This window comes from Streptomyces brasiliensis (genome assembly GCF_014647875.1).
Lineage (GTDB): Bacteria > Actinomycetota > Actinomycetes > Streptomycetales > Streptomycetaceae > Streptomyces > Streptomyces brasiliensis.
Map to the genome: position 1 here is coordinate 94854 of NZ_BMQA01000001.1, position 26533 is coordinate 121386.

23 protein-coding genes and 1 pseudogene are annotated in these 26533 nt (G+C 72.0%); 9 read left to right on the forward strand and 15 right to left on the reverse strand.

The window, feature by feature from the left end; translation table 11 throughout:
- Window positions 1-6: 6 nt before the first annotated feature.
- From IEZ19_RS52960 to IEZ19_RS00430, 5 genes are all read right to left on the reverse strand, one after another.
- Window positions 7-606 carry a nitroreductase family protein gene (locus IEZ19_RS52960; RefSeq protein ID WP_308428916.1) on the reverse strand — a complete coding sequence of 200 codons (600 nt, stop codon included), beginning with the start codon at window positions 604-606 and terminating at the stop codon, window positions 7-9.
- Window positions 567-995, reverse strand: coding sequence for a hypothetical protein (locus tag IEZ19_RS52965; protein ID WP_308428917.1), 429 nt, complete (start codon window positions 993-995; stop codon window positions 567-569). The genes IEZ19_RS52960 and IEZ19_RS52965 overlap by 40 nt, the downstream gene beginning before the upstream one ends.
- A gap of 84 nt (window positions 996-1079) precedes the next feature.
- Complete coding sequence (locus IEZ19_RS00420; RefSeq protein WP_189308917.1) at window positions 1080-1529, reverse strand: hypothetical protein; 450 nt, start codon at window positions 1527-1529, stop codon at window positions 1080-1082.
- Window positions 1526-4126, reverse strand: coding sequence for a multicopper oxidase domain-containing protein (locus IEZ19_RS00425; RefSeq protein WP_189308918.1), 2601 nt, complete (start codon window positions 4124-4126; stop codon window positions 1526-1528). Before IEZ19_RS00425 ends, IEZ19_RS00420 begins: the two co-directional genes overlap by 4 nt.
- Complete coding sequence (locus IEZ19_RS00430; RefSeq protein ID WP_229839833.1) at window positions 4123-5364, reverse strand: TIGR04053 family radical SAM/SPASM domain-containing protein; 1242 nt, start codon at window positions 5362-5364, stop codon at window positions 4123-4125. Before IEZ19_RS00430 ends, IEZ19_RS00425 begins: the two co-directional genes overlap by 4 nt.
- Window positions 5365-5846: 482 nt before the next feature.
- Between IEZ19_RS00430 and IEZ19_RS00435 the strand changes: the two genes are divergently transcribed.
- From IEZ19_RS00435 to IEZ19_RS00465, 7 genes are all read left to right on the forward strand, one after another.
- The gene (locus IEZ19_RS00435) at window positions 5847-9545 is read left to right on the forward strand and encodes a nitrate reductase subunit alpha (protein WP_189308919.1); all 3699 of its coding nucleotides are present in this window, start codon (window positions 5847-5849) and stop codon (window positions 9543-9545) included.
- Between the two features lies 1 nt (window position 9546).
- Window positions 9547-11115 (forward strand): nitrate reductase subunit beta, encoded by a 1569-nt coding sequence (gene narH / locus IEZ19_RS00440; protein WP_189308920.1) that lies wholly within the window; start codon window positions 9547-9549, stop codon window positions 11113-11115.
- A complete protein-coding gene (narJ, locus tag IEZ19_RS00445; RefSeq protein WP_189308921.1) occupies window positions 11112-12014 on the forward strand; it encodes a nitrate reductase molybdenum cofactor assembly chaperone in 903 nt (300 codons plus the stop codon). The genes narH and narJ overlap by 4 nt, the downstream gene beginning before the upstream one ends.
- Window positions 12011-12808 (forward strand): respiratory nitrate reductase subunit gamma, encoded by a 798-nt coding sequence (narI, locus tag IEZ19_RS00450; RefSeq protein WP_189308922.1) that lies wholly within the window; start codon window positions 12011-12013, stop codon window positions 12806-12808. The genes narJ and narI overlap by 4 nt, the downstream gene beginning before the upstream one ends.
- Window positions 12809-12871: 63 nt before the next feature.
- Window positions 12872-13726: a class I SAM-dependent methyltransferase gene (locus IEZ19_RS00455; RefSeq protein WP_229839834.1), complete on the forward strand. Its 855-nt coding sequence runs from the start codon at window positions 12872-12874 to the stop codon at window positions 13724-13726.
- Between the two features lie 11 nt (window positions 13727-13737).
- The gene (locus IEZ19_RS00460) at window positions 13738-14088 is read left to right on the forward strand and encodes a cupin domain-containing protein (protein WP_189308923.1); all 351 of its coding nucleotides are present in this window, start codon (window positions 13738-13740) and stop codon (window positions 14086-14088) included.
- 139 nt (window positions 14089-14227) lie between these two features.
- On the forward strand, window positions 14228-14845 hold the full coding sequence (locus IEZ19_RS00465) for a class I SAM-dependent methyltransferase (RefSeq protein ID WP_189308924.1): 618 nt from the start codon (window positions 14228-14230) through the stop codon (window positions 14843-14845).
- Window positions 14846-15083: 238 nt separating this feature from the next.
- Here IEZ19_RS00465 and IEZ19_RS00470 read toward each other — a convergent pair whose 3' ends face one another.
- The 3 genes from IEZ19_RS00470 to IEZ19_RS00480 all read right to left on the reverse strand — a co-directional run bounded on the left by IEZ19_RS00470 (window position 15084) and on the right by IEZ19_RS00480 (window position 16030).
- Window positions 15084-15281 (reverse strand): hypothetical protein, encoded by a 198-nt coding sequence (locus IEZ19_RS00470; RefSeq protein WP_189308925.1) that lies wholly within the window; start codon window positions 15279-15281, stop codon window positions 15084-15086.
- An 89-nt stretch (window positions 15282-15370) separates the two neighbouring features.
- Window positions 15371-15787 carry a DUF6233 domain-containing protein gene (locus tag IEZ19_RS00475; protein ID WP_189308926.1) on the reverse strand — a complete coding sequence of 139 codons (417 nt, stop codon included), beginning with the start codon at window positions 15785-15787 and terminating at the stop codon, window positions 15371-15373.
- 36 nt (window positions 15788-15823) lie between these two features.
- The gene (locus IEZ19_RS00480) at window positions 15824-16030 is read right to left on the reverse strand and encodes a DUF8825 domain-containing protein (protein WP_189308927.1); all 207 of its coding nucleotides are present in this window, start codon (window positions 16028-16030) and stop codon (window positions 15824-15826) included.
- Between the two features lie 127 nt (window positions 16031-16157).
- Between IEZ19_RS00480 and IEZ19_RS00485 the strand changes: the two genes are divergently transcribed.
- On the forward strand, window positions 16158-17075 hold the full coding sequence (locus tag IEZ19_RS00485; RefSeq protein WP_189308928.1) for a serine hydrolase: 918 nt from the start codon (window positions 16158-16160) through the stop codon (window positions 17073-17075).
- Between the two features lie 159 nt (window positions 17076-17234).
- Here the strand turns inward: IEZ19_RS00485 and IEZ19_RS00490 are convergent, their stop codons facing one another.
- From IEZ19_RS00490 to IEZ19_RS00500, 3 genes are all read right to left on the reverse strand, one after another.
- Entirely contained in the window at window positions 17235-17576 is a 342-nt protein-coding gene (locus IEZ19_RS00490) for a MarR family transcriptional regulator (protein ID WP_189308929.1), read from the reverse strand.
- 198 nt (window positions 17577-17774) lie between these two features.
- Window positions 17775-18482: an endonuclease gene (locus IEZ19_RS00495; RefSeq protein ID WP_189308930.1), complete on the reverse strand. Its 708-nt coding sequence runs from the start codon at window positions 18480-18482 to the stop codon at window positions 17775-17777.
- Window positions 18483-18497: 15 nt separating this feature from the next.
- Window positions 18498-19340: a methyltransferase domain-containing protein gene (locus IEZ19_RS00500; protein WP_308428918.1), complete on the reverse strand. Its 843-nt coding sequence runs from the start codon at window positions 19338-19340 to the stop codon at window positions 18498-18500.
- Here IEZ19_RS00500 and IEZ19_RS50255 point away from each other — a divergent pair.
- A pseudogene (locus tag IEZ19_RS50255) lies at window positions 19300-19500 on the forward strand (MerR family transcriptional regulator); the annotation flags it as partial. The gene IEZ19_RS00500 and the pseudogene IEZ19_RS50255 sit on opposite strands and share 41 nt — an antisense overlap.
- 52 nt (window positions 19501-19552) lie before the next feature.
- Here the strand turns inward: IEZ19_RS50255 and IEZ19_RS00505 are convergent.
- The 4 genes from IEZ19_RS00505 to IEZ19_RS00520 form a co-directional block, all read right to left on the reverse strand.
- On the reverse strand, window positions 19553-22477 hold the full coding sequence (locus tag IEZ19_RS00505; RefSeq protein ID WP_189308931.1) for an FAD-binding and (Fe-S)-binding domain-containing protein: 2925 nt from the start codon (window positions 22475-22477) through the stop codon (window positions 19553-19555).
- Between the two features lie 25 nt (window positions 22478-22502).
- Window positions 22503-23678: an anhydro-N-acetylmuramic acid kinase gene (locus tag IEZ19_RS00510; protein ID WP_189308932.1), complete on the reverse strand. Its 1176-nt coding sequence runs from the start codon at window positions 23676-23678 to the stop codon at window positions 22503-22505.
- A gap of 132 nt (window positions 23679-23810) precedes the next feature.
- On the reverse strand, window positions 23811-25382 hold the full coding sequence (locus IEZ19_RS00515) for a sodium:solute symporter (RefSeq protein ID WP_189308933.1): 1572 nt from the start codon (window positions 25380-25382) through the stop codon (window positions 23811-23813).
- An 8-nt stretch (window positions 25383-25390) separates the two neighbouring features.
- The gene (locus IEZ19_RS00520; RefSeq protein WP_189308934.1) at window positions 25391-26395 is read right to left on the reverse strand and encodes an N-acetylglucosamine kinase; all 1005 of its coding nucleotides are present in this window, start codon (window positions 26393-26395) and stop codon (window positions 25391-25393) included.
- Window positions 26396-26533: the final 138 nt, after the last annotated feature.

Below are 26533 nucleotides of genomic sequence, written 5' to 3' on the forward strand. Positions count from 1 at the left end.
GCGGAATCATCGGTGGCCGCCGTCCGTCTGTCCGGTGGCGCGCGGAGTACGGCCGTCCTCGCGGCCGTAGCCGAACCGGATCAGCAGGTACGGGCGGCAGCGGCGGCGGGGCAGGCCGGCGGCCGCCCTCAAGTCCGGCCGTTGCATGGCCTGGTGCAGCAGCGAGGTGCGCACCCCGTGCACCGTTGCCGTGAGCAGCACGCGCTGCAGGGTCTGTCCCGCGCGCAGCCAGTCCTCCCGCCGGTCGTACGCCCCCCACAGCAGGCCGACCTGGGCGTGGCGCTCGAAGCGGAGTGCGGGCGGTCGCAGGGCCGGCAGACCGCCGGTGAAGTCCAGCATCGGCATCCGCCCGGCCGCGTCGAGCGGCCCGAGCGTGCCGACGGGGATGCCGTACGAGGTGTCCGTGCCGGAGGCGGTGATCCAGGCGCGGGCTTCCGCGACGCGCTCGGGGCCGGCCTGGTTGCGTGCCTCCGCCACCGCGGTCAGCCCGAGCAGCCTGCGCGTTCCGGGGATGTCCGGCACGTGCAGCCGGGCGCCCTCGGCGTGCGCGGCCGCGGCCATCTCGGTCAGGATCGTCTCCGGCACGGGTCGGCCGGTGAACGGCATGCGGCTGGTGTGGCGTCGCGCGACGGCCTCGTACAGGTCCGAGTGTCACCTCGTCGGCAGTGATCCGGGTCGGGTGACCCTGTGAGATGGACGGTGGCCGGCAGGTCGGGTTCGGCCGGGGCCGGCAGCAGCCGCACCCGTGGTTGCCGGTCCCAATGCGTGGCCACGACGCGGAGGTTGAACAGCGCCGCGCCGACCGACAGATGGCGAGCGCGACCTTCCGGGTCGGCCAGCGGCAGGGACCGCTCGGCTGTGCCGTGGACCTTCAGAACCTGGTGGCGCGGATCCAGGCGGAAGCGCCAGGGCTGGGTGTTGTGGATCGACGGGGCCGCCACCGCCGCGGTCAGCAGCGTCTCCAGGGCGGTCCCGTCCAGGACCGGGATGGGCACCGGGTCTCCCTTCTCGTTCGGCACGTCGGGACATGCCTGCCGACGCGCCGGGGAGCCCGTCGGGGCGGACGGATCGGTCGCGGCTCATGTCGCGGGCAGTGCGGTGGCCAGCAGGACGACGCCCAGCGAGCCGACGAGGGACACGACCGCGAGGGACCTCGCCAGGTCGGCACGGCCCTTGGACTGGGCGATTCCGTGTCCGGCCGCCGCCAGCATCACCACGGCGAACAGGCCGAGTTTGGCGGCCAGGGTGCGGCCGTAGCCGGGGTCGGCGAGCGAGGCCCAGGTGACGCCCTTGTGCCAGGCCATGGCCCAGCCGGTGGTCAGTTGTACCGGCAGGAACACCGCCCCGGTCAGCATCCCGAAGCGGCGGCCTGCCTGTGTGACGAACCGGTCCTTGGCCTCGGGGGTGAGCATGCGGCGGGCCAGCGGCAGGATCACCAGCGACAGGGCCAGTTGTCCGCCGACCCACAGGGCGGCACCGGCCACATGCAGGAAGCGCACCAGGGACCACCAGCCGACGGTGTCCGTCACTTCGTCACCTCCACGACGCCGTGCGCGCCGGCCTCGGCGTGGCGCATGTCGTGGTCGACGAAGGAGTAGTGACCGGCTTGCGGGAACGCCGTCTCGACGAAGCCGCCCTGGGCCGGTGCGAGATCGAGCACCTGAGCGCCGCCCGGGTCGCCGGGTTTCAGCAGGTACGCGCCCTCCTTGTAGACCGTGTCGAAGACGGTGCCGACGATGTGGAAGGCGATCCCGTCGCTCGGGCCGGCGGCCACCACCCAGAACCGGGCCCGCTCCCCCGCCTTCACCTTGAGCGGCTGCTTGGCGTACTGGGCGGCGACGCCGTTGAACGCCCAGGCGTCCGGCGTGTCCTGACGCATCTTCGCCACCTGGGCCGCACTGCCGGGGGTGCCGAGGTACAGCTCGGAGGAGACCAGCGCGTACTCGTGGTCCACCTTCCTCAGACCCGGCGGATCGATGATCACCGCCCCGTACATGCCGTTGCCCATGTGCTGCAGCATCGGTGCGGTGCTGCAGTGGTACAGCCACGCTCCGACCCGCTCGGCGCGGAAGCGGTAGACCAGGCGCTCGCCCGGCTGGATGGTCCGCATCGGCCGGTCGGGCGCGAGGGAACCGGCGTGGAAGTCGATGCCGTGTCCCATGCCGTGGTCGTCGTTGACGAGCGTGACTTCGAAAACGTCGCCGATCCTGCCGTGCAGGGTGGGACCGGGTGCGGTGCCGCCGAAGGTCCACAACTGCTGCTTCACGCCCGGAGCCACCTCGGCCTCGGTGTGGGCGGCGTGCAGCTCGACCTTGTGCACCGTTCCGCCGGGGGCGGGGGCCAGTGCGGCGTCGCGGGCCCGCCAGCCGGTGGAGAAGGGGGCGGAGTGGTCCGGGCCGCCGCTGTCGGCGAGGGCGGAGTGTCCGTCGGGATGCCCGCTCGCGCCGTCCCGCACGACGATGTCCAGGGTCATCCCGGCGGCGCGGTGCCCGGACAGCGTGCACCACGCCTCGAGGTTCTCGGTGACGGTCCCGACGTCGAGCACATGGCTGCCGCCCCGGGCGAGCAGCGGCGTGCCCGGGCCGCCGTCGACCTTGAGGTCGTGGCGCTGGGCGTCCTTGTTGGTCACCTTCAGCCGCAGCGCGGTGCCCGCGGATACCTCGATCCGGGACGGCCGCACCCGCATGCCGGTCAGCGTGACGTCGACGGTGCGGGTGGTGGCGGCGGTGCCGCTGCCGACGGCGGCGGGCGTTCCCTTCGTGTCCCCTCCGCTGTTCGCGAGGAGCACCGCCAGCACGGTCACCACGACTCCGGCCGTCGTACCGAAAAGCATCGGCCGCCGTGCAGCACCGCCCTCGCCGTCCCTGCGGGCAAGCACGGACACGGCGAGAGCGAGGAAGGCCGTCGCGGCAACTCCGGCGAGCACCATGCCCGTTGTTGCGGCGGGCTCGTCGAGCGGCAGCACGACGAGCGCGACGCCCACATCGAGCACGACCAGCCTGACCACCCAGCCGCGCTCCAGCACCGCCCGCAGCACGGCCCGCTCCTTCGGACCACGCGCGAGAACGACGGGCAGCAGATAGGTCAGTGCCCCGATCAGCACCTGGGCGACGAAGCCGATGAGCAGCACCGGGACCAAGGACCCCACGCCCTCCTGCGCCCGGTCGAGCGGCCCGCCCGCCAGGGTGCCCAGATCCACCACGACCCCGGCGAACAGCCAGCCCGCGGCAACCCCCAGCATCCAGGCGGCCGCCGCCGAGACCGGGCGTCGCCGGCGCAGCGTACGGGCGAACAGCTCCAGAGCAACGGCCACCCCGGCCGCGTACACGGCGACACCGGCCACAGCCACCCACCGCAGGCCGAGGGCCAGCGCGGCGACAGCGGCCAGCAGGCCGCCGCCGGTCAGCGCGAGCACCCGGGGCGCGATCCTGGTGGTGTGCTCCGCCATCCGTACACCCAGCACCGTGGGCCAGAGCATGAACAGCGTGCCCAGGACCGGCAGTCCGATCCAGCCGAGCAGCGTCACATGAAGGTGCGCCAGCCACACTCCGGCGTAGCCGTCGGCACCTGTTCGGCCGGTGGCCAGCAGCCAGCCCAGGACAGCGGCCACGATCAGCGCAACCGCCGCGGCCCGGTAGTAGCCGACGGCCGGCGCGAGCCGCCCTCCGAGGGCGCCCCGCCCCATGCGGACCAGCACGACCAGATGAGCCGCCACCGCCACGACCAGCAGCGCACAGGCCGCGCCCGTCAGCAGCGGCCACTGCGCCCATACGCCGACGAGCACACCGAGCACGGCGACGTTGACGCCGGCCAGTCGGGCGTCGCTCCACCGCTCGTCGGGCACCCGCGCGTGCAGCAGGGCCACCGCGAAGTGCTCGCTCCACACCACGATCGCCGTGGTGACGGCACCGAGCAGGAACAGATGGATCGCCAGCCAGCGCGCCACCGGCAGGGACTGCTGCGCGGTAGCGGCCACCAGTGCCAGAGCCGCCCACGCGACGACCACGCCATGCGCTCGTAGGTGACGCCTCTTCAGCCCCGATGCCCGGGATCGGCCCGGTCCGGCGGACCGCAACGGTATGCCGTGGCCCTCGGCGCGTGCGGGACTGTCGTACGAACTGGTCATGTCGCCGCTCCTCCGCGCCCTGACCGGCGACTCTCCGTCCGCTCCTGGTCGTCGGCCAGCAAAGCGGCCAGCTCCCGCCGGTGCGGAAAGGAGCCGGGCCGATAGCCGCACCACGGTTCTTCGGCGTACGGATCGCCCGTGACGCCGTACGCTCTCGACCGCGAGCCGCCGCAGACGCGACGGAACTCGCACCGACCGCACCGGCCGCCCAGCCGGTCGGGGTCCCGCAGGCCGGTGAACAGCTCCGAGGACCGGTAGATCTCCGTCAGCGGCGTCTCGCGCACAGTGCCGGCGCCCAGCGGCAGGAATCCGCTGGGATGGACGGTGCCGGTGTGCGAGACGAAGACGAACCCGCGTCCCGCGTTCACGTCCAGCGGCGGACGCCGCACCCGCCGCCCACCCGCATCCAGACCCAACTCGACCATGCGCTCGCGAAGTTGCCGGTACAGCGGTCCGAGGCCGAGCGCCGTGACGTGGTCCTCGCCGAGGTCCGCCAGCACCCTGCGCTGGAGCGCGACCCGGCGGAAGTGGTGCGCCTCGGTGGTCTTGGCGGGCACGGTGAGGCCCACGTCGTGGACGAAGTTCAGGACGTCCTCGGTCTCGGCCGGGGTGAGCACGCCGAGCTGCCGGCCGCGCCCGGTGGGCACCAGGAAGAACGTGCTCCACAGCACCGCCCCGTGGTCGTGGACGAGGCGGACGATGTCCGGAAGGTCGTTCAGGTTGTGCCGGGCGACGGTCGTGTTGATCTGCACCTTCATGCCCAGGCCGCGAGCGGCGTCCCAGGCGTCGAGGGTCCAGCGGTAGACGCCGGGCACGCCGCGGAATCCGTCGTGCAGTTCGGCGGTGGAGCCGTCCAGGCTGAGCGAGAGCCCGACCGCACCCGCCTCACGCACCTCCCGCAGCCGGTCCGGGGTCAGCGTGGGGGTGCCCGAGGGAGACACGGCGACACGGACGCCCGCCGTCTCGCCGTGGGCGATCAGCTCCAGCAGGTCCGGCCGCTGGAAGGGGTCGCCGCCGGTGATGACGAAGAGCGGCGCGGGATGCCCGAACGCGGCCACCTGGTCCATCAGGTCCTTGGCGGCAGCCGTGTCCAGTTCGCGGGGATCACGGTCCGGTACGGCCTCGGCGCGGCAGTGCAGACAGGCCAGGGGGCAGGCCCGGGTGGACTCCCAGATCACGATGAACGGCCGGTCCGCCACGTCCTGGCGCGGTCGGCGCAGCACCCGGGGCGCCCTCACCGGTCGCGCCGTACGGGGCACTCGCGCGTCGTTCGTCCGGCCGCCCGTGTGTCAGGGCAGACGTGAGGGGCGACCGGACGGTGATCGGACCGGGCCGCACGACGCGTCCGCCGGGCCCAGGGACGGGGGAATGGGCCGGGCGGGCGCCCGGTGCGGTCGTACATCGTGAGTACCTCCGGTTCGATCGCCCCCAGCATGCGATGCCGCACCTGGCGCGCACCCCGGCCGACAGTCCCTCACCCATGGGCCGAGAGTCCCTCTTCGGCGTGGGGCGGCGTGCTGTCCGTCGATGAAGTCCGCGCGATCGTCCGTGCCTGTCCGTCGGCCGAGGCCGCGCGAGCGGCCGTTCCCCACCCCGGACTCCCCCGCCCCGCCAGGCCCCTGGTCCCCATAGAGGCGGGCGAGTTCGGGCCGGACAGTCGTACTACGAGGGCCGTTCGGCCCCAGGACCGGGCCGCGGGCCGCACCTAGCGTTCCTGGCCATGGAGAACGATCAGAACGCACGACAGGGACCGTCGCGCGCCGCCCAGGGCTGGCCGCTGGCCGCCCGCCGGCTGCTCACGCGCCGCGAGGTGTCGGCCGACGGACGTGCCGTCTTCGGCGCGGCCGACGGCGAGTGGGAGAGCTTCTACCGGGACCGCTGGGCGCACGACAAGGTGGTGCGCTCCACCCACGGGGTCAACTGCACCGGTTCCTGCTCGTGGATGGTGTACGTCAAGGACGGCATCATCACCTGGGAGCATCAGGCCACCGACTACCCGTCGATCGGCGCGGACTGCCCCGAGTACGAGCCGCGCGGCTGCCCGCGCGGGGCGTCGTTCTCCTGGTACACCTACTCGCCGAGCCGGGTCCGCTATCCGTATGTGCGCGGCGCGTTGCTGAAACTGTGGCGCGAGGCGCGCCGGCGCCTGGGGGACCCGGTGGCGGCCTGGGCCGAGATCACCTCCGACCCCGCGAAGGCGCGCGCGTACAAGCGGGCCCGCGGCAAGGGCGGTCTGGTGCGTGCCGACTGGGACGAGGTGAGCGAGCTGGTCGCCGCCGCTCATGTGCACACCATCAAGGCGTACGGCCCCGACCGCGTCGCCGGCTTCTCGCCCATCCCGGCGATGTCGATGGCGTCCTTCGCCGCCGGTGCGCGGTTCATGTCGCTGATCGGCGGCACCCTGCTGTCCTTCTACGACTGGTACGCGGACCTGCCGATCGCCTCGCCGCAGGTCTTCGGCGACCAGACGGACGTACCGGAGGCGGCCGACTGGTGGAACGCCGGCTACCTGGTGATGTGGGGCTCCAACATCCCCGTCACCCGCACGCCCGACGCGCATTTCCTCACCGAGACCCGCTACAACGGCACCAAGGTCGTCGCGGTCAGTCCCGACTACGCGGACAACGTGAAGTTCGCCGACGAGTGGCTGGCCCCGCATCCGGGCACGGACGGGGCGCTGGCGATGGCCATGGGGCATGTGATCCTGCGCGAGTTCCTCGTCGACCGCGAAGTGCCCTACTTCCGGGACTACTTGCGGAAGTTCACCGACGCACCGTTCCTCGTCACGCTGCGGGAGCGGGGCGACGACCTCGTGCCGGACGGGTTCCTGACCGCCGACGACCTGGGCAGCGACGTGGAACACGCCGGGTCCAAGACCGTTCTGCTCGACCGGTCCACGGGCGAACCCGTGGTGCCGAACGGTTCGCTCGGCTTCCGGTGGAGCAAGGACTCACCCGGGCGATGGAATCTCGAACTGGGTGACGTCGTACCCGAGTTGAGCCTGATGGAGCGAGCGCAGGAGACGGCGACGGTAGCCCTGACCCGCTTCGACGAGGGCGCCACCGAGGGCGGTTCGGTCATGGTGCGCGGCGTGCCGGTGTGCCGGATCGGCGGACGGCGCGTGACCACCGTCTTCGATCTGATGCTCGCGCAGTACGGAGTCGCCCGGCCGGGCCTCCCGGGCAGCTGGCCTGCCTCGTACGAGGACGCGTCGCAGCCGTACACCCCGGCCTGGCAGGAGACCATCACCTCGGTTCCGGCCGAGCAGGCGGCGCGCATCGGGCGGGAGTTCGCGCGCAACGCCGAGCGGACGCAGGGCCGTTCGATGATCGCGATGGGTGCCGGCACCAACCACTGGTTCCACTCGGACACGATCTACCGGGCCTTCCTCGCCCTGACGACCATGACCGGCTGCCAGGGTGTCAACGGCGGCGGCTGGGCGCACTACGTCGGGCAGGAGAAGATCCGTCCGCTCACCGGCCTGCAGCACCTGGCCTTCGCCTTCGACTGGCAGCGGCCCACCCGCCACATGGCGGGCACCTCCTACTGGTACCTGAACACCGACCAGTGGCGCTACGAAGCCTTCGGCCCCGACGAACTGGCCTCCCCGCTCGGCGAGGGCCGCTTCACGGGCAGGGCCACCGCCGACTGCCTCGCCCAGGCGATACGTCTGGGCTGGACCCCCGGCCACCCCGGCTTCAACCGCAACCCGCTCGACCTGGCCGACGAGGCCGCTGCGGCCGGACGGCCCGTCGCCGATCACATTGCCGGCGAACTCGCCGCCGGACGGCTGCGGTTCGCGGCCGAGGACCCGGACGACCCGGCCAACTTCCCGCGCGTCCTGACCGTGTGGCGGGCCAACCTGCTCGGCTCCTCCGGGAAGGGCAACGAGTACTTCCTGCGCCACCTGCTGGGCACGGACGCGGCGGTCCGCTCCGAGGAGACGCCCGTCGAGAGCCGGCCGAAGGAGGTGGTGTGGCGGGAGGAGGCCCCCGAGGGCAAGCTCGACCTGCTGGTCTCCATGGACTTCCGGATGACGTCCACCGGGCTGCTGGCCGACGTGGTCCTGCCGGCCGCGACCTGGTACGAGAAGGACGACCTGTCCAGCACGGACATGCACCCCTTCGTCCACGCCTTCACCCCGGCCATCGCCCCGCCCTGGCAGGCCCGCACCGACTACGACACGTTCCTGACCGTCGCCGACAGGTTCAGTGAGCTGGCCGCCGAGCACCTGGGCACGCGCACGGACGTCCTCGCGGTGCCGCTGCTGCACGACACGCCCGACGAACTGGCCCAGCCCGGCGGGGTGGTGCGGGACTGGAAGACCGGGGAGTGCGAGCCGGTGCCAGGACGGACCATGCCGAAACTGATCGTCGTCGAACGGGACTACGCGGCCGTCGCCGAGAAGATCCGCGCGGTCGGCCCGCTCCTCGACACCCTCGGCACCACCACCAAGGGCATCACCGTCCACCCCGACCAGGAGATCGAGGAGCTGCGCCACCGCTGCGGCACGGTCCGCGACGGAGTGGCGGCCGGACGTCCCTCACTGGCCACCGCCACCGCGATGTGCGAGGCCATCCTCGCCCTGTCCGGCACCACCAACGGCCGCCTGGCCACAGAGGGTTTCCGGGAACTGGAACGGCAGACCGGCAGCGAGGGGCTCGTCGAACTCGCCGCGGAGCGGGAGGCGGAACGGATCACCTTCGCCGACACCCGCACCCAGCCCCGCGCCGTCATGACGTCGTACGAGTGGTCGGGCAGCGAGACCGGCGGTCGCCGCTATTCCCCGTTCGTCATCAACGTCGAGCACAAGAAGCCCTGGCACACCCTCACCGGACGCCAGCACTTCTTCGTGCAGCACGACTGGATGGCCGAGCTGGGCGAGCAACTCCCGGTCTACCGACCACCGTTGAACATGTCCAGGCACTACGGCGACGAGCAGTTGCACGACGCCGGCCGGGCGGAGGTCACCGTCCGCTATCTGACCCCGCACTCGAAGTGGTCCATCCACTCGGAGTACCAGGACAACGCGTACATGCTCGCCCTGTCCCGCGGCGGCCCGGTGATCTGGATGTCCACCTCCGACGCCGAGAAGATCGGCGTCAAGGACAACGAGTGGATCGAGGCGTACAACCGCAACGGTGTCGTCGCCGCCCGCGCCGTGGTCTCCCACCGCATGCCGGAGGGCACGGTGTACATGTACCACGCCAAGGACCGCACGGTGAACGTCCCGAAGACCGAGGTCAGCGGAAAGCGCGGCGGCATCCACAACTCGCTGACCCGGCTGCTGATCAAGCCCTCCCATCTCGCGGGCGGTTACGCCCAGTTCACGTACGCCTTCAACTACTACGGACCGACCGGAAACCAGCGTGACGAGGTCACCGTCATCCGTCGCCGCTCGCAGGACGTGGAGTACTGATATGCCCCGTGGCGAAGCCACCATCGGACGCGTCATGGCCCAAGTGGCGATGGTGATGAACCTCGACAAGTGCATCGGCTGCCACACCTGCTCGGTCACCTGCAAGCAGACGTGGACGAACCGCACCGGGGTCGAGTACGCCTGGTTCAACAACGTCGAGACCAAACCGGGTGTCGGCTACCCGCGCCGCTACGAGGACCAGGAGCAGTGGAAGGGCGGCTGGATGCTCGACAAGCGCGGCCGTCTGGTGCTGCGCTCCGGGGGCCGGGTGAAGCGGCTCCTGTCGCTGTTCTCCAACCCGGACCTGCCCTCGATCGAGGACTACTACGAGCCGGTCACCTACGACTACGACAACCTGGTCAGCGCCCCGGCAGGCCAGGACGTCCCGGTCGCCCGCCCCCGCTCCGTCCTCACCGGTAAGCCCACCGCCGTCACCTGGGGCGCCAACTGGGAGGACGGCCTCGGCGGTGCGCCCGAGCACGCGGGCGGCGACCCCAACCTGACCGGCGAGTGGGCCGAGAAGGTGAGGTTCGAGTTCGAGCAGACCTTCCTGTTCCACCTGCCCCGCCTGTGCGAGCACTGCCTCAACCCGGCCTGTGTGTCGGCCTGTCCGTCCGGCGCGATGTACAAGCGGGTCGAGGACGGCATCGTCCTGGTCGACCAGAACCGCTGCCGCGGCTGGCGGATGTGCGTGACGGCGTGCCCGTACAAGAAGGTGTACGTCAACCACGCCACCGGCAAGGCCGAGAAGTGCACGTTCTGCTTCCCGCGCATCGAGGCCGGACAGCCCACCGTCTGCTCCGAGACCTGCGTCGGCCGCCTGCGCTATCTCGGCCTGCTGCTCTACGACGCCGACCGGGTCGGCGAGGCGGCGGCCACCCCAGACGAGCGGGACCTGCTCGACGCGCAGCGCGATGTGTTCCTCGACCCGAACGATCCCGAAGTCCTGGCCGCGGCAAGGGAGTCCGGGATTCCGGAGGACTGGCTGGACGCCGCCCGCCGCTCCCCGGTGTACGCGCTGGTCTCCCGCTACCGGGTGGCGCTGCCGCTGCACCCGGAGTACCGCACCCTGCCGATGGTCTGGTACGTGCCCCCGCTCTCCCCCGTCCTCGACGCCGTCGACGCGGCGGGCGGGAATCAGGACGACCCCGACCACGTCTTCGCCGCCGTCACCCGGCTGCGCATCCCGCTGGAGTACCTGGCCGAACTGTTCACGGCCGGGGACACCGACGTGGTGGCCGGGGTGCTGATGAAACTCACCGCGTTGCGCTCGTTCATGCGCGCCCGGGCCCTCGGCGAGACGGACGACGAGACCGTCCTCGAGGCGGTCGGCCTCACCGCCCGCGACGCCGAGGACCTGCACCGACTGCTCGCCGTCGCCAAGTACGCCGACCGCTATGCGGTCCCCGCCGCCCACAAGGAGGACGCCGCCGCGCTGACCGCGCTCGAGAACCGCTGCCCGGTGGAGTCCTCCGGTGAACAGCGACCCGCGGAGGGCCGGCGCGTGATGCTCGGCCTCCCCACCCTGCGCCGCCGCGCACCCGAATCCCCGGCAGGAGGCCGTCCGTGACCCCGTTGCCCACCACCATCCCGGCGATCGTCCGCAGCCGTGTGAAGGCGGCCGCACGTCGAACCGACCGCACGCGCAGAGCGGCCCCGCTCACCCCGCAGGAGGCCGAGGCACGCGCCGTACTGCTGCGGCTGCTGTCACTGCTGCTGCAGTACCCGGACACCGAGCTCGCCGCCGCCCGACCGGTGTTGACGGCCACCGTCGAGGCCATGGCACCCTCGCCCGCAGCCGACCATCTGACCGCCTTCACCCGCTGGTTCACCGAGCAGGAGCCGGAGGCCCTCGAGCGCCACTACGTCGAGATGTTCGACCTGCGCCGCAAGAGCAGCCTCTACCTCACCTACTATCTGCACGGCGACACCCGCCGCCGAGGCATGGCCCTGCTCACCCTGGCCCAGCGCTACCGGGCCGCGGGCTGGGACATCGACGGCGGCGAACTCCCGGACCACCTCCCGGTCGTCCTGGAGTTCGCGGCGCTCACCGGGCCGGGCAGGGGCGAGGCACCGCTGCGTCAGCACCGACGCGGCCTGGAGCTGATCCACCACGCGCTGACCGATGCCGACTCGCCCTACCGGAATGTGCTGGCCGCGCTGCTCACGCTCCTTCCCCCGCCCACCGAGGCCGACTTGGCGGCCGTGGCCGAGCTGGCCGCGCAGGGTCCGCCCGAGGAGGAGGTGGGGCTCGACCCGTACGGCGCCCACGGCGACGGGGAGTTCGCGCCGCCGGGCAACCATGGCGCGGGAGAGGGCGCGCGGGCCGGCGGCCACGGCGCAGGAACGTTCACGCGGTCCGGCAGCTACGGCGCGGGCGAGTTCGCGCCGCCCGGCACCTTCGTACCGCCCGAGCAGGCCCCGACCACCCTGACACCGCCCCTTTCGCCCCCGGAAGGCCGCCGATGAGCGCCGCAGCCACCCCGCTCGCCGCAGCGAGCGGTGCCGATCTCCTCCTCTGGGTCGCCGTGCCCTACATCTGCCTGGCCGTGTTCGCCGTCGGGCACGTCTGGCGCTATCGGCACGACCAGTTCGGCTGGACCTCCCGTACGAGCCAGCTCCTCGAACACCGCTGGCTGCACTGGGGCAGCCCGCTGTTCCACCTCGGTGCCTTCATGGTCATCGCCGGCCACGTGGTGGGCCTCGCCGTCCCGGCCTCGTGGACCGACGCCGCCGGCATCGGCGAACACACCTACCACACCACGGCCGTCTGGGCGGGCTCCGTCGCGGGCGTCACCATGGTCACCGGACTCGGCATGCTGTGCGCCCGCCGACTGCTGACCCGCCGGATTCGCCTGGGCACCGACCGCAGCGACAAGATCCTCTTCCCGCTGCTGTCCGCCACCGTCCTGCTCGGCATCACCGCCACCGCTGCCCACAACGTCTTCGGCGGCGGCTACGACTATCGTGCGACCGTCTCGGTCTGGTTCCGCGGCATCTTCACCCTCCACCCCCGGCCCGAGGCCATCGCGGAGGCGCCGCTGCTGTTCCAGCTGCACGCTCTCACCGCCTGCCTCCTCTTCGCCGCCTGGCCGTTCACCCGCCTCGTCCACGTGTGGAGCGCCCCGATCGGCTATCTCGCCCGCCCCTACCTGGTCTATCGACGGCGCGTGGTGGGGGTGCAGCGGAACTCCCCCATGGGCGACGCCCGGCCCGGCAGGACGGGACGTTCGGCCCATACACGAGCAGAAGCAAAGAATTAGGCTCACCTGAGTAACGTCGGCAGTGGGGGCGGGCGGCAGGAGCCCGGAGAGCGAGGCACCGCGATGGTGACCACGGACCACGAGGACATGCCCGTACCGGGCGAGGGTCTGGGCGCCTCCCGCGTCCCGGGCCACTGGCTGCTGGCCCGGCTGGGCAAGCGGGTCCTGCGTCCCGGCGGTGCGGAGCTGACCCGCTGGATGCTCGACGCCCTGGCCGTCGGCCCCGGGGACCGCGTCGTGGAGCTGGCCGCCGGGCTGGGCGCCACGGCCCGCCTGACACTCTCACGGGGCCCGGCCGCCTACACGGCTGTCGACCGCGATCCCGTAGCGGTGGCGGCCTTGAGCAACCTCGCCGCCTCCGGGACGACCGCGGTCCTCGCGATACGGGCCGACGCCTCGGACACCGGCCTGCCCGACGGCAGCGCCACGGTGGTGTACGGCGAGGCGATGCTCTCCATGCAGCCCGACCCCGCCAAGCGGCGCATCGTACGAGAGGCACACCGGCTGCTCACCGACCCCTCCGGAGCCGGACGCACCTCCGGTCGGTACGGCATCCACGAGCTGTGCCTGCTGTCCGACGACCTCGACCCGGCCCTGGCCACCCGGATCTCCGCCGATCTGGCCGCCGCCGTCCATGTCGGCGCACGACCGCTGACCCCGAGCGGCTGGAACCGGCTCCTGTCCGCCGAGGGCTTCACCGTGACCGCCCGCCGTACGGCTCCCATGGCCCTGCTCGAACCGCGCCGGCTGACCGCCGACGAGGGTCTGGTCGGCGCCGCGCGCATCACCGGCCGCGCCCTGCGGGACCCGGCCGCCCGGCGCCGGGTCCTGGAGATGCGCCGCGTCTTCCGTCGCCACCAGGCGCACCTCGGCGCGATCAGCCTGATCGCCGTCCCCCACGCACCCGCCGCTCCCTGAGGAGGGATCGCATGTCCGCCACCGTCATCGCCGACCTGGCCGCCGAGCTGCCGCTCTCGGAGGACGGCACTCTCAGTCGCGTCCTGTACCGCGACGACCGGCTGCGCGTGGTCGGCTTCTCCTTCGCCGCCGGCCAGGAACTCACCGAACACACCTCGGCCCTCCCGGTGGTCATCCAGGTGGTCCGAGGCCGGCTCGCGCTGGTCCTCGGCGAGGAGAAGACGGAGGCGACGCCGGGCAGTTGGATCCATCTTCCCGCTCGCCTGCCGCACACGGTGCACGCCCTCGAACCGACCATCATGCTGCTGACGATGCTGCCCGCGGCCTCGGAACCCTCGCCCCCGGACGGATCGGCGACCTGACCTGCGGGCAGACGGACTTCATGCCGCCGATCCATATGACACTCCGGCTCGATTGACCTGGACACCGTGGATCGATAGACCTGGGCGTCAGGCAAGCCGGACGCCGATCCGGACGACCGAGGCCGATGGAGGACTCTGCATGGCCGGCCCGCACCCCGACCCAGGCACCCGCAATCACTGGCACCGGCCCGACGACATGTACGTGAGCCGGCCACCGTGGGACATCGGCCGACCCCAGCCGGCGTTCCGCGCGCTGGCCGACGCTGGAGAACTCCGAGGCCGCGTGCTGGACGTCGGCTGCGGCACCGGTGAGCACGTGCTCATGTGCGCCGCCCTCGGCCTGGACGCCACCGGCGTCGACCTCGCGTCCAACGCCCTTGAGACCGCGAGGAAGAAGGCACGCGACCGCGGACTCACGGCGCGATTCCTCCGGCACGACGCCAGGAATCTCGGCGGCCTCGAGGAGTCCTTCGACACCGTGCTCGACTGCGGGCTGTTCCATATATTCGGCGACGACGACCGCGTCGCCTTCGTCGACAGCCTGCGCGCCGTCGTAGGGCCCGGCGGCCGCTACTTCATGCTCTGCTTCAGCGATCGGCAGCCCGGCGACCAGGGCCCGCGGCGGGTGTCGCGCGCCGAGATCGAGGCGTCGTTCGCCGACGGCTGGCGGGTCGACGCCATCGAACCGGTCACCATCGACATCACCACCGACCCGGAGGGCGTCAGGGCCTGGCGGACCGCCCTCACCCGCGGCTGACCTCCGCCGAGTTCGGTCCTGTGGGTCGGGAGTTCCGCAGGGACCGGACCGGAAGGCCCGGTGTGGCCGTGAGCCGACGCGTACGGACGGGAGGCGCCTTGGGGCGCCTGCTGCTCGTCGTCGCGCTCGCGCGGGTCGAATCCGGGCAGGCGGTGGAAGAGCGCCGCGTTGTCGACCAGCCGGTCAAGGCACCGTAGCGGCTGTGCACGTGGGACGAGCGCCCGTTCCGTTCGTTCGATCAGCGGGCGGCACGCTCTCCGGCCTCGGCGTCAGCCGCCCGGCAGGCGGGGCAGATGACCTGGGCCCGGCGGCCGTAGCGGCGGGTGAGCCCCTGGCAGCGCGGGCAGAAGCCGACCTCTTCCGGTGGGCAACCGAGCAGGATCGCGGCGACGGCCCGGTCCGTCGAGGGGGCGATGCGCTGGGGCACCGGGTTCATGGGTCCGACGGTACGTCGGGCGCTAAGCCGCGGCACGTCCAGCGGTGGGTCGACGGCTTGTCCGGGCAGGCCGAGCGCGGTGGCGTCGCTCAGGCCACGTCGATGCCCAGCTCGGTGTCCGGTCGGCAGGACGGACATGGCTCGACAGTCGAGTCGGTGAGCGCGGCGCGGGCCTCGTCGGCCCTGATCGGACGGCACGCACCGACCACCAGGCCGCAGTCGGCCACGTGGATCAGGGCGGGCGCCGGCTCGCTCGGTGTGCGCTCCCGTTGGACGACGTATCCGGTCTGGACGGGTGGCGGAACGAAGCCGGGCAGCGATCCGCCGCCCTTGGCGACGCGCCGCGAACGGCCCCGGGGAAGCCGATCGAGGTCGGCGAGTGCGGCGACCACGGCGTCCCGCTGGAGGCGCAGATAGAGGCCCACGGTTTCGTTCTCCGCGATCTGCCGCTCGAGATGGGCCAGGATCACCCGCAGCCGGGCCGGGTCAGGTGGCAGCTGGGACATGACGAGCGGCGTCCCCGTACGGGACAACGCACATGGTCAGCTCCTCGCTCCCCGCTGTGCGACATACAGGGCCGACCGCGCGGGCGTCCTCTGGCCGGTTTGCCAGTACGGATGGAACAACACCTGGGCCGACAGCCGGACGAGTTTGCGCCGCAAGGACGAGCACGGCTGGACGGCGAGCCGGCGGTAGGCGGTGTGCCACTCCTCAAGGGCTTGGGCGAGGTCGTCAGGGATCGCTTGCATGGCTAAATTCAATCACGTGTTCGATTTAAACGGCCAGCGATGACGCCCCGACGCGTCGTCCCGCCACTGTCGCCGGGAATTCGCGGCGTCGCGGACACCGTGTGTGGATGTGTGTCACCGTAGGTGGGTGATCGAGGAGAGGGTGGAGCAGGCGTTCGCCGAGGCGGGGTGTCGGGGCAGCGTGGCGGTGTTGGACATCGACCGGCCCGGGCGGGTCACTGTGAACGACGGCTTGTCGACGGTCGCTGCGTCGACGTTCAAGATCGCGGTGGCGTTGGAGTTGTTCTGTCAGGCCACCGAGGGGGAACTGGACCTGACCGAGCGGGTGCGCCTCTCGCCGTCGCAGGCGACTCCGGGTGGTCAGGGCTTCTGCATCTTCGACGACGACGTTGAGGTCTCGCTCCGTGATGTTGCCCGGATGATGGTGACCATCAGCGACAACACCGCGACCGACGTGTTGATCCGCCGGGTGTCGGTGCCGCGGATTCATGCGCGTCTGGCCGAATTGGGGCTGGATAGGATCCGGTTGGCGGGCACGATCCGGCAGGAGTTCGACGCGATCGGCCTCGACGCGGGGTTCGCCGGGTGGGCGGAGATGGAGCGGGCGATGCGCGGAGCGGGCTCGCCTCGGGATGCGGAACTCATCTGGGAGCGGGCCCTGTCCGCCCCGTCCCTTCGGCCCGGGCGCATCACCAGCGCGACGACCGGGCAGATGGCCCGCCTGTTGAGGATGATCTGGCGCGACGAGGCGGGGCCGGGTGAGGCCTGCGCCGCGGTGCGGTCCCTCCTCGGTCAACAGCGGCTCACTCGTAAGATCGCGGCCGGATTCGGTGACGAGGTGCGGGTGTCGGCCAAGTCGGGCAGTGTTCCCGGGTGTGTGAGCAACGATGTCGGGGTGGTGCACTTCCCGGACGGTTCTCGGTTCGCGGTGGCGGTGTTCACCCGCCCGATCGGGCCGCCCGGTCCTCGGGTGCCGTACGGCGATTCCGTCATCGGAACGGTTGCCCGGCTGGGTGTTGAGCATCTGCGGCGGCTCGGCCGATGATCACGGTCACTCAGGGAGTCGTGCCACATCCCGTTGAGTTGTTGCCGCGCGTTGGCGAGAGTCTGTCGGCATGGAGCTCTTCCGTTACCACCGCGCTGTTCACGACTGGCAGTTGGGCGGGCGGGCGTCCTGAGACGTGCGGCTGCCCCTCCCCCTGCTTCACTGCTCCTGTCGGGGCTCCTGGAGGGTGCGGTTGCGGTCCGCTTCGTCCCTGACGAGCCACGACAGGAGCGACGCCACCGTCAGGCCGGCTTCAGCAGGATGGCGCAGGATCCTGTTCGACTCGATCCGATACGTGTTGCTGCGGCCCTCCCGGCTGTGCGAGAGGTAGCCGTCGTGCTCCAGATCGGAAATGATCTTCTGTACGGCACGTTCGGTCAGCCTGCAGTACGCAGCGATGTCACGGATGCGCGCGGTGTGATCGTCGGCGATGGCCGCGAGCACGCGGGCATGGTTGGTCAAGAACGTCCATCCGATGTGCGGCTCAGGCACTCCACCCATGTCGGAATCCTACGGCTAGCTATTCATGCGCCCAAAAGCACGAGAAATAATTCATGTAACGCTTCACATGTCACTCACCCGATCGTGAACCTGGAAGAACCTGAAGGACGAGTTCTCGCAGAGAGACAGTCATGCCGGCGCATGCGCACGCCAGGCCGTGGACGAACACTGCGCATCGAGGTGGGTCAGCTGCGACTGTCAGTGGCTACCACCTCCCGGCGACCGGTTCGCCCCAGCCGCCGTGAGCACCTCTTCGGCCAAGGGCTTGTCGAGGGCCGCGTGGACCAGCGCGTCTGCCAGCCGCGGCATGTCACGTCCCGGGACGAAACCGCCGAGTTCGTCCGGCGAGTCGGGCAGGCCGAGCCGACGCGCGCCGTCCAGGGCCTTGCGATCGATGTACGGTACGAACTCCGGCCAGATTCCCTGCACATCGCGCAGGAAGATGTCCGCCCCCGTCGGCCCGATCCCGGGGATGTCCAGCAGGGCCTGCTTCGGGTCGGGTTCCTCGCGCAGTCGGCGCAGATCACCGTCGTACCGTTCGAGGAGCAGCTCGGCGGCCTTGCCGAGGATCGTGGCGGTGCGCTCGTCGTAGCGCCGGTAGCCGCCCTCCCCCAGCGCGTCGACGCGCTGCTGCCAGGTAGCGTCGGCCATCGACCGCGCGTCACGCAGTCCGGCCTCGAACAGCGCCCGCGCCGCCGCCACCGCCGTGTCGGCCCTGATGGGGGCGCTGAGAAGGGTCGCCAGGACGAGGGTCTGGTACAGCGGTGCCGGGGTGTTGCGCAGCCGGATCCCGGCCTGGGCCGGGTAAGTGCGCTCCTGCCGCTCGAGCAACTCGCGCACCACGGCCTTCTCGTTCTGCGTCGTGCCCGCGGTCTTCCCGGCGGGCCTGTGCGTCTTCGTGCCCATTGCCTGCTCCTCGATTCATCCTTTCACCGGATTTCCGCGGTCCGTACGCCGTCTTCTGCCTGCTCCGGGTACCCCTCGTGGTCGCGTCGACGCTGTTGCTTCTCTCCGAGCGGGGGCGCTGTCGCGGCGGCCACGAACATCGGCAGGGCCAGAAACAGTCGGTCGGCGTCGGCTCGGGTACGTTGCTCGGTGATCCATGCGTCCGTCCGGGCGCGCGTGATGGCACCGGGCGCGCAGGCGCCTTCGGCCAGCCCGACCAGCGGCTCGCGGGCCGTGCGTCAGGTCCGCGCGGGCGTGCACGAGGGTGCGGGTGAGAGCCGGATCGTCGGAGTCGATCACGAAGCTGTCCCGGTCCTGGCCGATCAGCACGATCCGCCCGCCCGGCGTCAGGACGTGCCGGGCCTCCGCCGACGTCCGCTCGGGGTCGGCCGGTTCGTGGAACACCTCGTCCGCGCGGTAGCCGTCCAGCGAGGCGTCCGCGAACGGCAGCGCGCAGGCGTCGGCGATCCGGTAGTCCCCGTCGGGCCGGCCTCCACCGGCGACCCCGATCATACGTTCGTCCGGGTCAACGCCCGCGGCCGTGGCGCCCCGTTCGGCCGGCTCCGCCACGGCGCGGCCGGCTCCGCAGCCGACGTCCACCACGGACGTTCCGTGTGTTCCGGGCTGGACGCTGAGCAACTCGTAGGAAAGGAACCGTAGTTCGCGCACGCCCGGCAGATCGTCGGCCGCGTCCGGGCGGGCTACGAGGTCGTCCGCCGACTGCCGCGCACGTTCCGCCTTCTTGATCATGGGCGCCAGACTGCGAGTTGATGTCGACATGAAGTCGAGCGAGTCGAGCGAGGACGGCTTCCTCGACATCGGCGCCCTCGCGGAACGCGGCGCCCCGCACGTCCTGCGTCACTGGGAGGCCATGGGGCTGCTGACTCCCGCACGGGACCCCGCGGGACGCCGGCGCTACACCACAGCCGACCTCACGCGTGCCGCCGTCATCCTGCGGGCCAAGGAAGCGGGGCTGGCCCTCGGCACCGTCGATGTGCCGGTCCGAACCCGGAACCGGTCGCCCTCCCGCCTCAGGTGGTGGCCTCGTCCAGGAGTTCCAGTACGTGGCGGTAGGGGCGGCCCGTGGCGCGTGTCATGCCCAGCTCGCAGGTGCGGTTGCACGAGGCGTACGCGTCGTACGTGCGCGACGTGATCTCGGCGGCCTGGGCTGCGGTCGCCGCCGCCGTGATCTCCGGGTGCAGCAGGCCGCGGTCGCCGGCGAAAGCGCAGCAGCCCCAGTTGTCGGGCACGGTGACCTCGTCGCTGACGGCCTCGGCCACGGTGCGCAGGGCGTCGTCGATGCCGAGGTGCACGGTGGAACACGTGGGGTGCAGGGCGAGGCTGCCGGTGCGGCGGGGCTCGGGCAGAGCGGGCAGCAGGTGCTCGGCCGTGAACGCCACGCTGTCGACGAAGCGCAGGGACGCGAAGCGGGCGCGGTCCGACTCCGGCAGGGCGTCGGGGAGTTGCTCCAGGCCGTGCGTGCACGAGGAGGCGTCGCAGACCACCGGAAGCCGGCCTTGGTCGCTGGCCTCCCACAGCGCCTCCAGCGTGCGAGCCGCCATGGTGTGGTGCCCGGCGGTGTAGCCCTTGGACTGCCACGGGGTGCCACAGCACAGGCCCGCCAGCCGGTCGGGCACGGTGACCGGGACTCCAGCCCGCTCGCACAGCCGGAGAAACGCGGCCACCGAGCCGGATGCCCCCTCCCCGGACACCGAACCGGCAGCGCCCCCCATAGCGGGCGCCACCCCCTCGGAACCTCCCTCCGGCGAACCTCCCTCCGGCGCGAACACGCTCCCGATGCAGGCGGCGAAGAACACCGCCTGTGCCCCCGCCTGTTGCCGGGCCGCCGGACGCGCCGACCCGCCCCGCGGAATGTCGTCGGACCACGCCGGGACCAACTCCCCCGCCCCCAGCCGACGTACCGCGCCGGTGGCCGCCCGCAGCACCGGGGTGGGAACCACGTGCGCGGTGTTCAGCGCGGCGCGTACGCCCTTCACTGCCGTACCCCAGTGCCGCGCCGCCGCGTTCCCGGCGCGCTGCGCGGTCGCGCTGTGGCGCTCGGCGCGCAGGCGCTTCATGACCGCGCCCGTGTCGATGGTGACCGGGCACGCGGTGACGCACAGGCTGTCGGCCGCGCAGCTGTCGACGGCCGCGTAGGTGTAGTCGGCCTCCAGGGCGCGGCGGCGTTCGTCGTCGCCCGCCGCGCGGGCCAGCGCGATCTCCCGTTGCAGGGCGATGCGTTGACGGGGGGTCGTGGTAGCGTCGGCTGTGGGGCAGACGGGCTCGCAGTAGCCGCACTCGACGCACGCGTCCACGGCGGGGTCGACCTGCGGGACGCTCTTGAGGCTGCGCAGGTGTGCGGCCGGGTCGTCCTCCAGCAGCACACCCGGGTTGAGGACGCCGTGCGGGTCGCACAGCCGCTTCAACTCGCGCATGACGTCGTACAGTTCGTCGCCGTACTGGCGCCGGACGAAGGGTGCCATCGCCCGGCCGGTGCCGTGCTCGGCCTTCAACGTGCCGCCGTTGTCCAGGACGAGGTCGACCATGGCGTCGGTGAACCGGGCGTAGCGCTCGGTCTCGCGGGCCGAGTCGAAGTCCTGGGTGAGCATGAAGTGCAGGTTGCCGTCGCGGGCGTGACCGAAGATCACCGCGTCCTGGTAGCCGTGCGTCTCGAAGAGGTCGATGAGCCCCTCGCAGGTGCCGGTCAGCCGTTCCATCGGCACCGCGATGTCCTCGAGCAGCGCGGTGGTGCCGGGACGGCGCGCGCCCGCGACCGCCGTGTAGAGGCCCTTGCGCAGGTGCCACAGCCGGGCCCGGACGCGCGGGTCGCGGACGAGCGTGGTTCCGGTGACGGCGGGCAGCCGGTCCAGGACCGGCTGCGCGGCGGCCACCCTCTCCGCCAGCGCCTCGGCCGTGTCCTCGGCGAACTCCACCAGCAGCGCGGCGTGCCGCTCCACGCGCAGACCGCGCACCTCGTCCACCGGGTTCGGGGAGTGTTGCGCCACGCGCAGCGACGCGGCGTCCAGGAGTTCGGCGGTGCGCGCTCCGGCGGTCAGCAGTGCGGGCAGCGCGTCGGTGGCCTCGGCGAGGCCGGGCAGGATGAGCAGGCCGGTGGCGGTGTGCGGCAGGAGGGGTACGGTGCGGAAGACGGCCTCACCGACGAAGCCGAGGGTGCCCTCGCTGCCGATCATGAGGTGGGCGAGGATGTCGGCCGGATGGGTGTGGTCCAGGAACGAGTTGAGGCCGTAGCCCATGGTGTTCTTCATGGCGAACAGCCGCTCGACGGTGGCACGCGAGGCGGCCGAGGCGCGGATGCGGTCGCGCAACCGCAGCAGTCCCGCGTGCAGTTCGGGCTCGCGGGCGCGCAGCGCCTGGTCCGCGTCGGGGGCGGCGGTGTCGACCACGGTGCCGGACGGCAGCACGAACTGCAGGGACTCCATAGTCCGGTAGGCGTTGTCCTGGGTGCCGCAGTTCATGCCGCTGGAGTTGTTGGCGACCAGTCCGCCGATGGTGCAGGCGGATTCGCTCGCCGGGTCGGGGCCGAGCCGGCGGCCGAACCGGGCGAGCCGCGCGTTGGCCTGGCGTACCGTCAGGCCCGGTTGCAGCCGGATGCACCGTCCCTCGTCGAGGACCTCGGCGGTGCGCCAGTGGCTGCGGACGTCCACGAGGATGCCGTCCCCGCCCGCCTGCCCCGCCAGGCTGGTGCCGCCGGAGCGCAGGGTCAGTGGGAGTCCGGCCGCGCGTGCCCCCGCCATCAGGGCGCCGACCTCGGCCGCGGACGCGGCGCGCACGACGGCCTGCGGCGTGAAGAGGTACGGCGACGCGTCGTGCGCGGACGCAATACGGCGGGGCAGGTCGGTGCTCACCCGGGCCGGGTCGTCCACGCACGCGGCCAGGAGCTCGGCGAGGCGAGCGGTCGAAGCCGGGGCGGGTGGTGTGGCGGCGGTGCGGCTCATGGGTCCTCGATGCCGAAGTGGGGTGTCAGGGGGTGACCCGCAGCAGGCGCGGCGGCTGTGCCACGGGCTCGGGCAGGCGCAGCGGTGTCAGGCCCGGGGTGATGCTGCCCAGCAGCGTGGCCCGGCGTGCCCCGGTGCCGGACGGCAGGGTGCCGGGCAGACCGTGGACCGTGAGGAAGCCCAGGATCGCGAAGGCCAGGGCCTCCTTGGCGTCGGACAGCAGGCCCAGCTCGTCGCTGGGGCGCAGCAGTACGCCAGGCAGTTCCTCGGCGATCATGCCCATCAGCACCGGGTTGCGGGCACCGCCGCCGGAGACGACCAGCTCGGTGACCCCGTGGGTGCGGCAGGCGCCGGCCACGGTGACGGCGGTCAGCCGGGTCAGGGTGGCCAGCACGTCGTCGGGGGCGGGCGCCGGCGTGGGCAGCGCGTCCAACGCCCGTTGCAGATAGGGCAGGTGGAAGTGTTCCTTGCCGGTGCTCTTCGGTGCGGGCCTGCGGTAGTAGGGGTCGTCGAGGAGGATGCGCAGCAGTTCGGGGTGGGTGTGGCCGGCGGCGGCTCTGCGTCCGTCCTCGTCGTACGCGGCGGCGCCGTCGGTGAAGTACCGTACGGCCGCGTCCAGCAGGGCGTTGGCGGGGCCGGTGTCGAAGGCCAGCGGCTCGGCGCCGGGCGCGAGGACCGTGACGTTGGCGATGCCGCCGAGGTTGAGCGCCGCGGGCGTACCGGGCAGGGCGCGCAGCAGCAGGGTGTCGGTCATGCCGACCAGCGGGGCGCCCTGTCCGCCGGCGGCCACGTCCCTGCTGCGCAGGTCGGAGACGACCGGGAGCCCGGTGGCCTCGGCGATCCAGGCGGGCCGGCCGAGCTGGAGCGTGCCGCGCACGGTGCCGTCCTCGACCCAGTGGTACATGGTCTGGCCGTGGGAGACCACGAGGTCGGCGGCGCCGTCGCACAGTTCGCGCAGGGCGCGTTCGGCGGCACCGGCGAAGGCCTGGCCGATGCCGGTGTCCAGGGCGCAGACGGCCTGGACGGTCGTGGCGGCCGGGGGCAGGGTGGCGGTGATCAGGTCCCGCAGGTCGTCCGGGTAGGGGACGGAGAGATGGCCCAGGGGCCGCAGGAACAGGGTGTCGCCGTCCAGGGTGAGATCCCCGGCGGCGGCCTCGATGGCGTCGTACGAGGTGCCCGACATCAGGCCGATCACACGCACGGCATCTCCCAAGTCACGTTGCCCGGTGCGGGCGGGGTGGGTTGTGGCACGGATTCTTCCTCGATACGGCGGGGCGGGGCCGGCGTTCGACATGGCGGGGCGGAGCCGCAGCGGCGGCCCCGCCCCGGGTGGTCAGTCCTGGCCGGTGGCCACGGCGACGCGGTCGGGGCCGGAGCCCGTCTCACCGTCGCCCGCCGGGAGTTCGACGGGCTCGGGGGCGCGGTGGAACAGGCTCATCAGACCACCGACGACCAGGGTGACGATGACGCCGATCGGCACCAGCCACTGGGCGGCGATCGCCGTCGGGACGGTGGCGCCGGCGACGGTGACGTCGATCTTGACGCCGCGCACGACGTACGTCATCAGGCCGACGGTCACCAGGAACGCCACGATGGAGTCGACCTCGTTGGCCCGCCGGACGATCCTGCCGAGCAGGAAGGCGCCGAGCAGTGCGCCGTAGGTGTAGCCCGCGATGGTCAGGCCGGTGAGGTACACGTTGCCGGTGCTGGTGCTGAAGGCGCAGGCGAAGACGGCCATCAGCACCGCCCACACCAGCGTCATCACACGGGCGAGCTTGAGCAGCGTCTCCTCCGACGGGGTGCTGCGGAAGAAGCTGTGGATGATGTCCGAGACCGTCGAGTTCGACATGGAGTTCAGCGCTGAGGACAGGGAGCCCATCGCGGCGCCGAGGATGCCGGCCACGAGCAGTCCGGAGACCACCACGGGCAGCCCGTGCAGGATGAAGTTCGGGTAGAGGTTGTCGGAGCTGGACAGACCCAGGTCCGAGAAGCTCTTGCCCTGGTTGTACGACCACAGCAGCGCGCCGACGAGGGAGAAGGCGGCGAACTGGAGGGTGACGAAGACACCGGAGGCGATCATGGCCTTCTGGCCGTCGCGCAGCGAGCGGGTGGCCAGGACGCGCTGGACGATCAGCTGGTCCGAACCGTGGCTGGCCATGGCGAAGATCGCGCCGCCGATGATCGCGGTGGGCAGGGCGAACGGGCTGGTGAGGATGTGCGCCAGGTCGAAGTTGTTGTCGAACAGCTTGAAGTGGCCCGAGTGCAGGGCGTCGGAGAAGCCGCTGCCGCCGACGTGGCCCGACAGCACCGCGATGGCGAGGATGGCACCGCCCAGGTACAGGCCCATCTGGATGGCGTCGGTCCAGATGACCGCCTTGATGCCGCCGAGGTAGGTGTAGACGACGGTGATCACCGTGAGGACGATGATGATGAGGCGGTAACCGGCGTGCACGCCGAACTCGTCGAGCAGCAGCTTGATCGGGATCGCCGAGGCGAACAGCCGGACGCCCTCGGCGAGGAGCCGGGTGAAGACGAACGTCACCGACGCGAGCCCCTGGAGTTTCAGCCCGAATCTGGTGCCCAGGTACTGGTAGGCGCTGACGAAGCCGCCGCGCTTGTACAGGGGGATCAGTACGGTGGCCACCACGACGCGGCCGATGACGTAGCCGAGGGCCAGTTCGACGTTGCCGAAGCCCTGCCCGCTGTACGCGCCGCCGGGGACGCTGATCACGGTGAGCACGCTGGTCTCGGTGGCCACCACGGAGAACGAGACCGTCCACCACGGCATGTGGCCTTCGCCGACGAAGTAGTCCTTCGCCGTCTTCTGGCGTCCGGCCAGGCGCAGTCCGATCCAGGCGATCGCCACCAGATAGACGACGACCACCACGAGGTCGAGTTGGCGCACGCTCACTCCTAGGCAAGGGCCGGCGGGGTCGCCGGCGGGGTGGGGACGTTGGGCAGGGATGTCGTCCGCCGTACGCGGGCGACATGGGGTTCATGCGGTGCCGACGCGTCGAGCGCCAGCAGGCGTGCGCCGTCCAGCGGGTCCCCGAGCGGGGGCCGCAGCCGGAGGGGGCGCGGGGAGTCGGTGAGGGCCGACCGCAGCGGGCCGAGGAGTGGTTCGCCGAGGCCGGTGAGCCCGCCGGTGACGGTGACGGGGAGGGAGTCGTCGCCCCCGATGCGGCGGGCGGCGGCGAGGACGGCCTCGCCGAGTGCGGTGGCCGCGTCCCGGACGATCGTGGAAGCGGCGGCGTCTCCCTCGGCTGCGGCGCGGGCCACGTCCGGGGCGAAGGTCGCGGCGGTGCGGGCGGGGTTGCCGTCCCGGCCGACGGCCGAGGGCAGCCGGTCGGGGTCGCCGAAGCGTGCGACGGCGGCGGCCAGCAGTGCGGTGTCCGGTCCGCGTCCGTCGTGGGCGCGCAGCGCGGCCCGCAGTCCGGCGGCACCGATCCAGGCGCCGCTGCCCTCGTCGCCGAGCCAGGGGCCCCAGCCGTCGACGCGGGCGTACGAACCGTCGTCGCCGATGCCGATGGCGACGGAGCCGGTGCCGATCGCGAGCACCACACCGGTACGGCCGCCGAGGGCGCCCGCGTGGGCGGTGACGGCGTCGCTGGTGACGGCCACCTCGTCCGCGGGCAGGTCCTCGAGGAGCAGTCCGGCGAGTTCCCGGGCCGCGTCCGGTGCCGAGGCCGCGCCGGCCGCGCCCACGCAGACGGCGGCGAGCCGGAGCGAGGGCTGGCGTGCCAGGAGCGGGAGCACGGCTGCTCGTACGGCGGTACGGGCCAGGGCCACGCCGTTGTCGGCGGCGAGCCCGGGGGCACCGGGCACCTCGTGGACGTCCTGGGCGGGACCGGCGCCGTCGCTCCAGAGCACGGCGCGGCAGCCGGTCTTGCCCAGGTCCACCGCCACTGCTGCTGTCATGCGGCACGCCTTCGTGTCGTCGGGGATCCGTCACGTCGGGCGGTCACGGGACGGCCGAAGGGCCGGGGACCGCCGCGGATCGCGGTGCAGCGAGTATCAGAAGGCAAACGTCCGTATGTCAATAAGTAACTTCGAGCA

Coding starts and splice junctions, on each gene's coding strand:
- IEZ19_RS00505 (WP_189308931.1), bottom strand. CDS start 22,477: ATGAGCCGCACCGCCGCCACACCACCCGCCCCGGCTTCGACCGCTCGC.
- IEZ19_RS00465 (WP_189308924.1), top strand. CDS start 14,228: ATGGCCGGCCCGCACCCCGACCCAGGCACCCGCAATCACTGGCACCGG.
- narH (WP_189308920.1), top strand. CDS start 9,547: ATGCCCCGTGGCGAAGCCACCATCGGACGCGTCATGGCCCAAGTGGCG.
- IEZ19_RS00425 (WP_189308918.1), bottom strand. CDS start 4,126: ATGACCAGTTCGTACGACAGTCCCGCACGCGCCGAGGGCCACGGCATA.
- narI (WP_189308922.1), top strand. CDS start 12,011: ATGAGCGCCGCAGCCACCCCGCTCGCCGCAGCGAGCGGTGCCGATCTC.
- IEZ19_RS00500 (WP_308428918.1), bottom strand. CDS start 19,340: ATGTCGAGGAAGCCGTCCTCGCTCGACTCGCTCGACTTCATGTCGACA.
- IEZ19_RS00490 (WP_189308929.1), bottom strand. CDS start 17,576: ATGGGTGGAGTGCCTGAGCCGCACATCGGATGGACGTTCTTGACCAAC.
- IEZ19_RS00480 (WP_189308927.1), bottom strand. CDS start 16,030: ATGCAAGCGATCCCTGACGACCTCGCCCAAGCCCTTGAGGAGTGGCAC.
- IEZ19_RS00435 (WP_189308919.1), top strand. CDS start 5,847: ATGGAGAACGATCAGAACGCACGACAGGGACCGTCGCGCGCCGCCCAG.
- IEZ19_RS00470 (WP_189308925.1), bottom strand. CDS start 15,281: ATGAACCCGGTGCCCCAGCGCATCGCCCCCTCGACGGACCGGGCCGTC.
- IEZ19_RS00475 (WP_189308926.1), bottom strand. CDS start 15,787: ATGTCCCAGCTGCCACCTGACCCGGCCCGGCTGCGGGTGATCCTGGCC.
- IEZ19_RS00520 (WP_189308934.1), bottom strand. CDS start 26,395: ATGACAGCAGCAGTGGCGGTGGACCTGGGCAAGACCGGCTGCCGCGCC.
- IEZ19_RS00495 (WP_189308930.1), bottom strand. CDS start 18,482: ATGGGCACGAAGACGCACAGGCCCGCCGGGAAGACCGCGGGCACGACG.
- IEZ19_RS00460 (WP_189308923.1), top strand. CDS start 13,738: ATGTCCGCCACCGTCATCGCCGACCTGGCCGCCGAGCTGCCGCTCTCG.
- IEZ19_RS00455 (WP_229839834.1), top strand. CDS start 12,872: ATGGTGACCACGGACCACGAGGACATGCCCGTACCGGGCGAGGGTCTG.
- IEZ19_RS52960 (WP_308428916.1), bottom strand. CDS start 606: ATGCCGTTCACCGGCCGACCCGTGCCGGAGACGATCCTGACCGAGATG.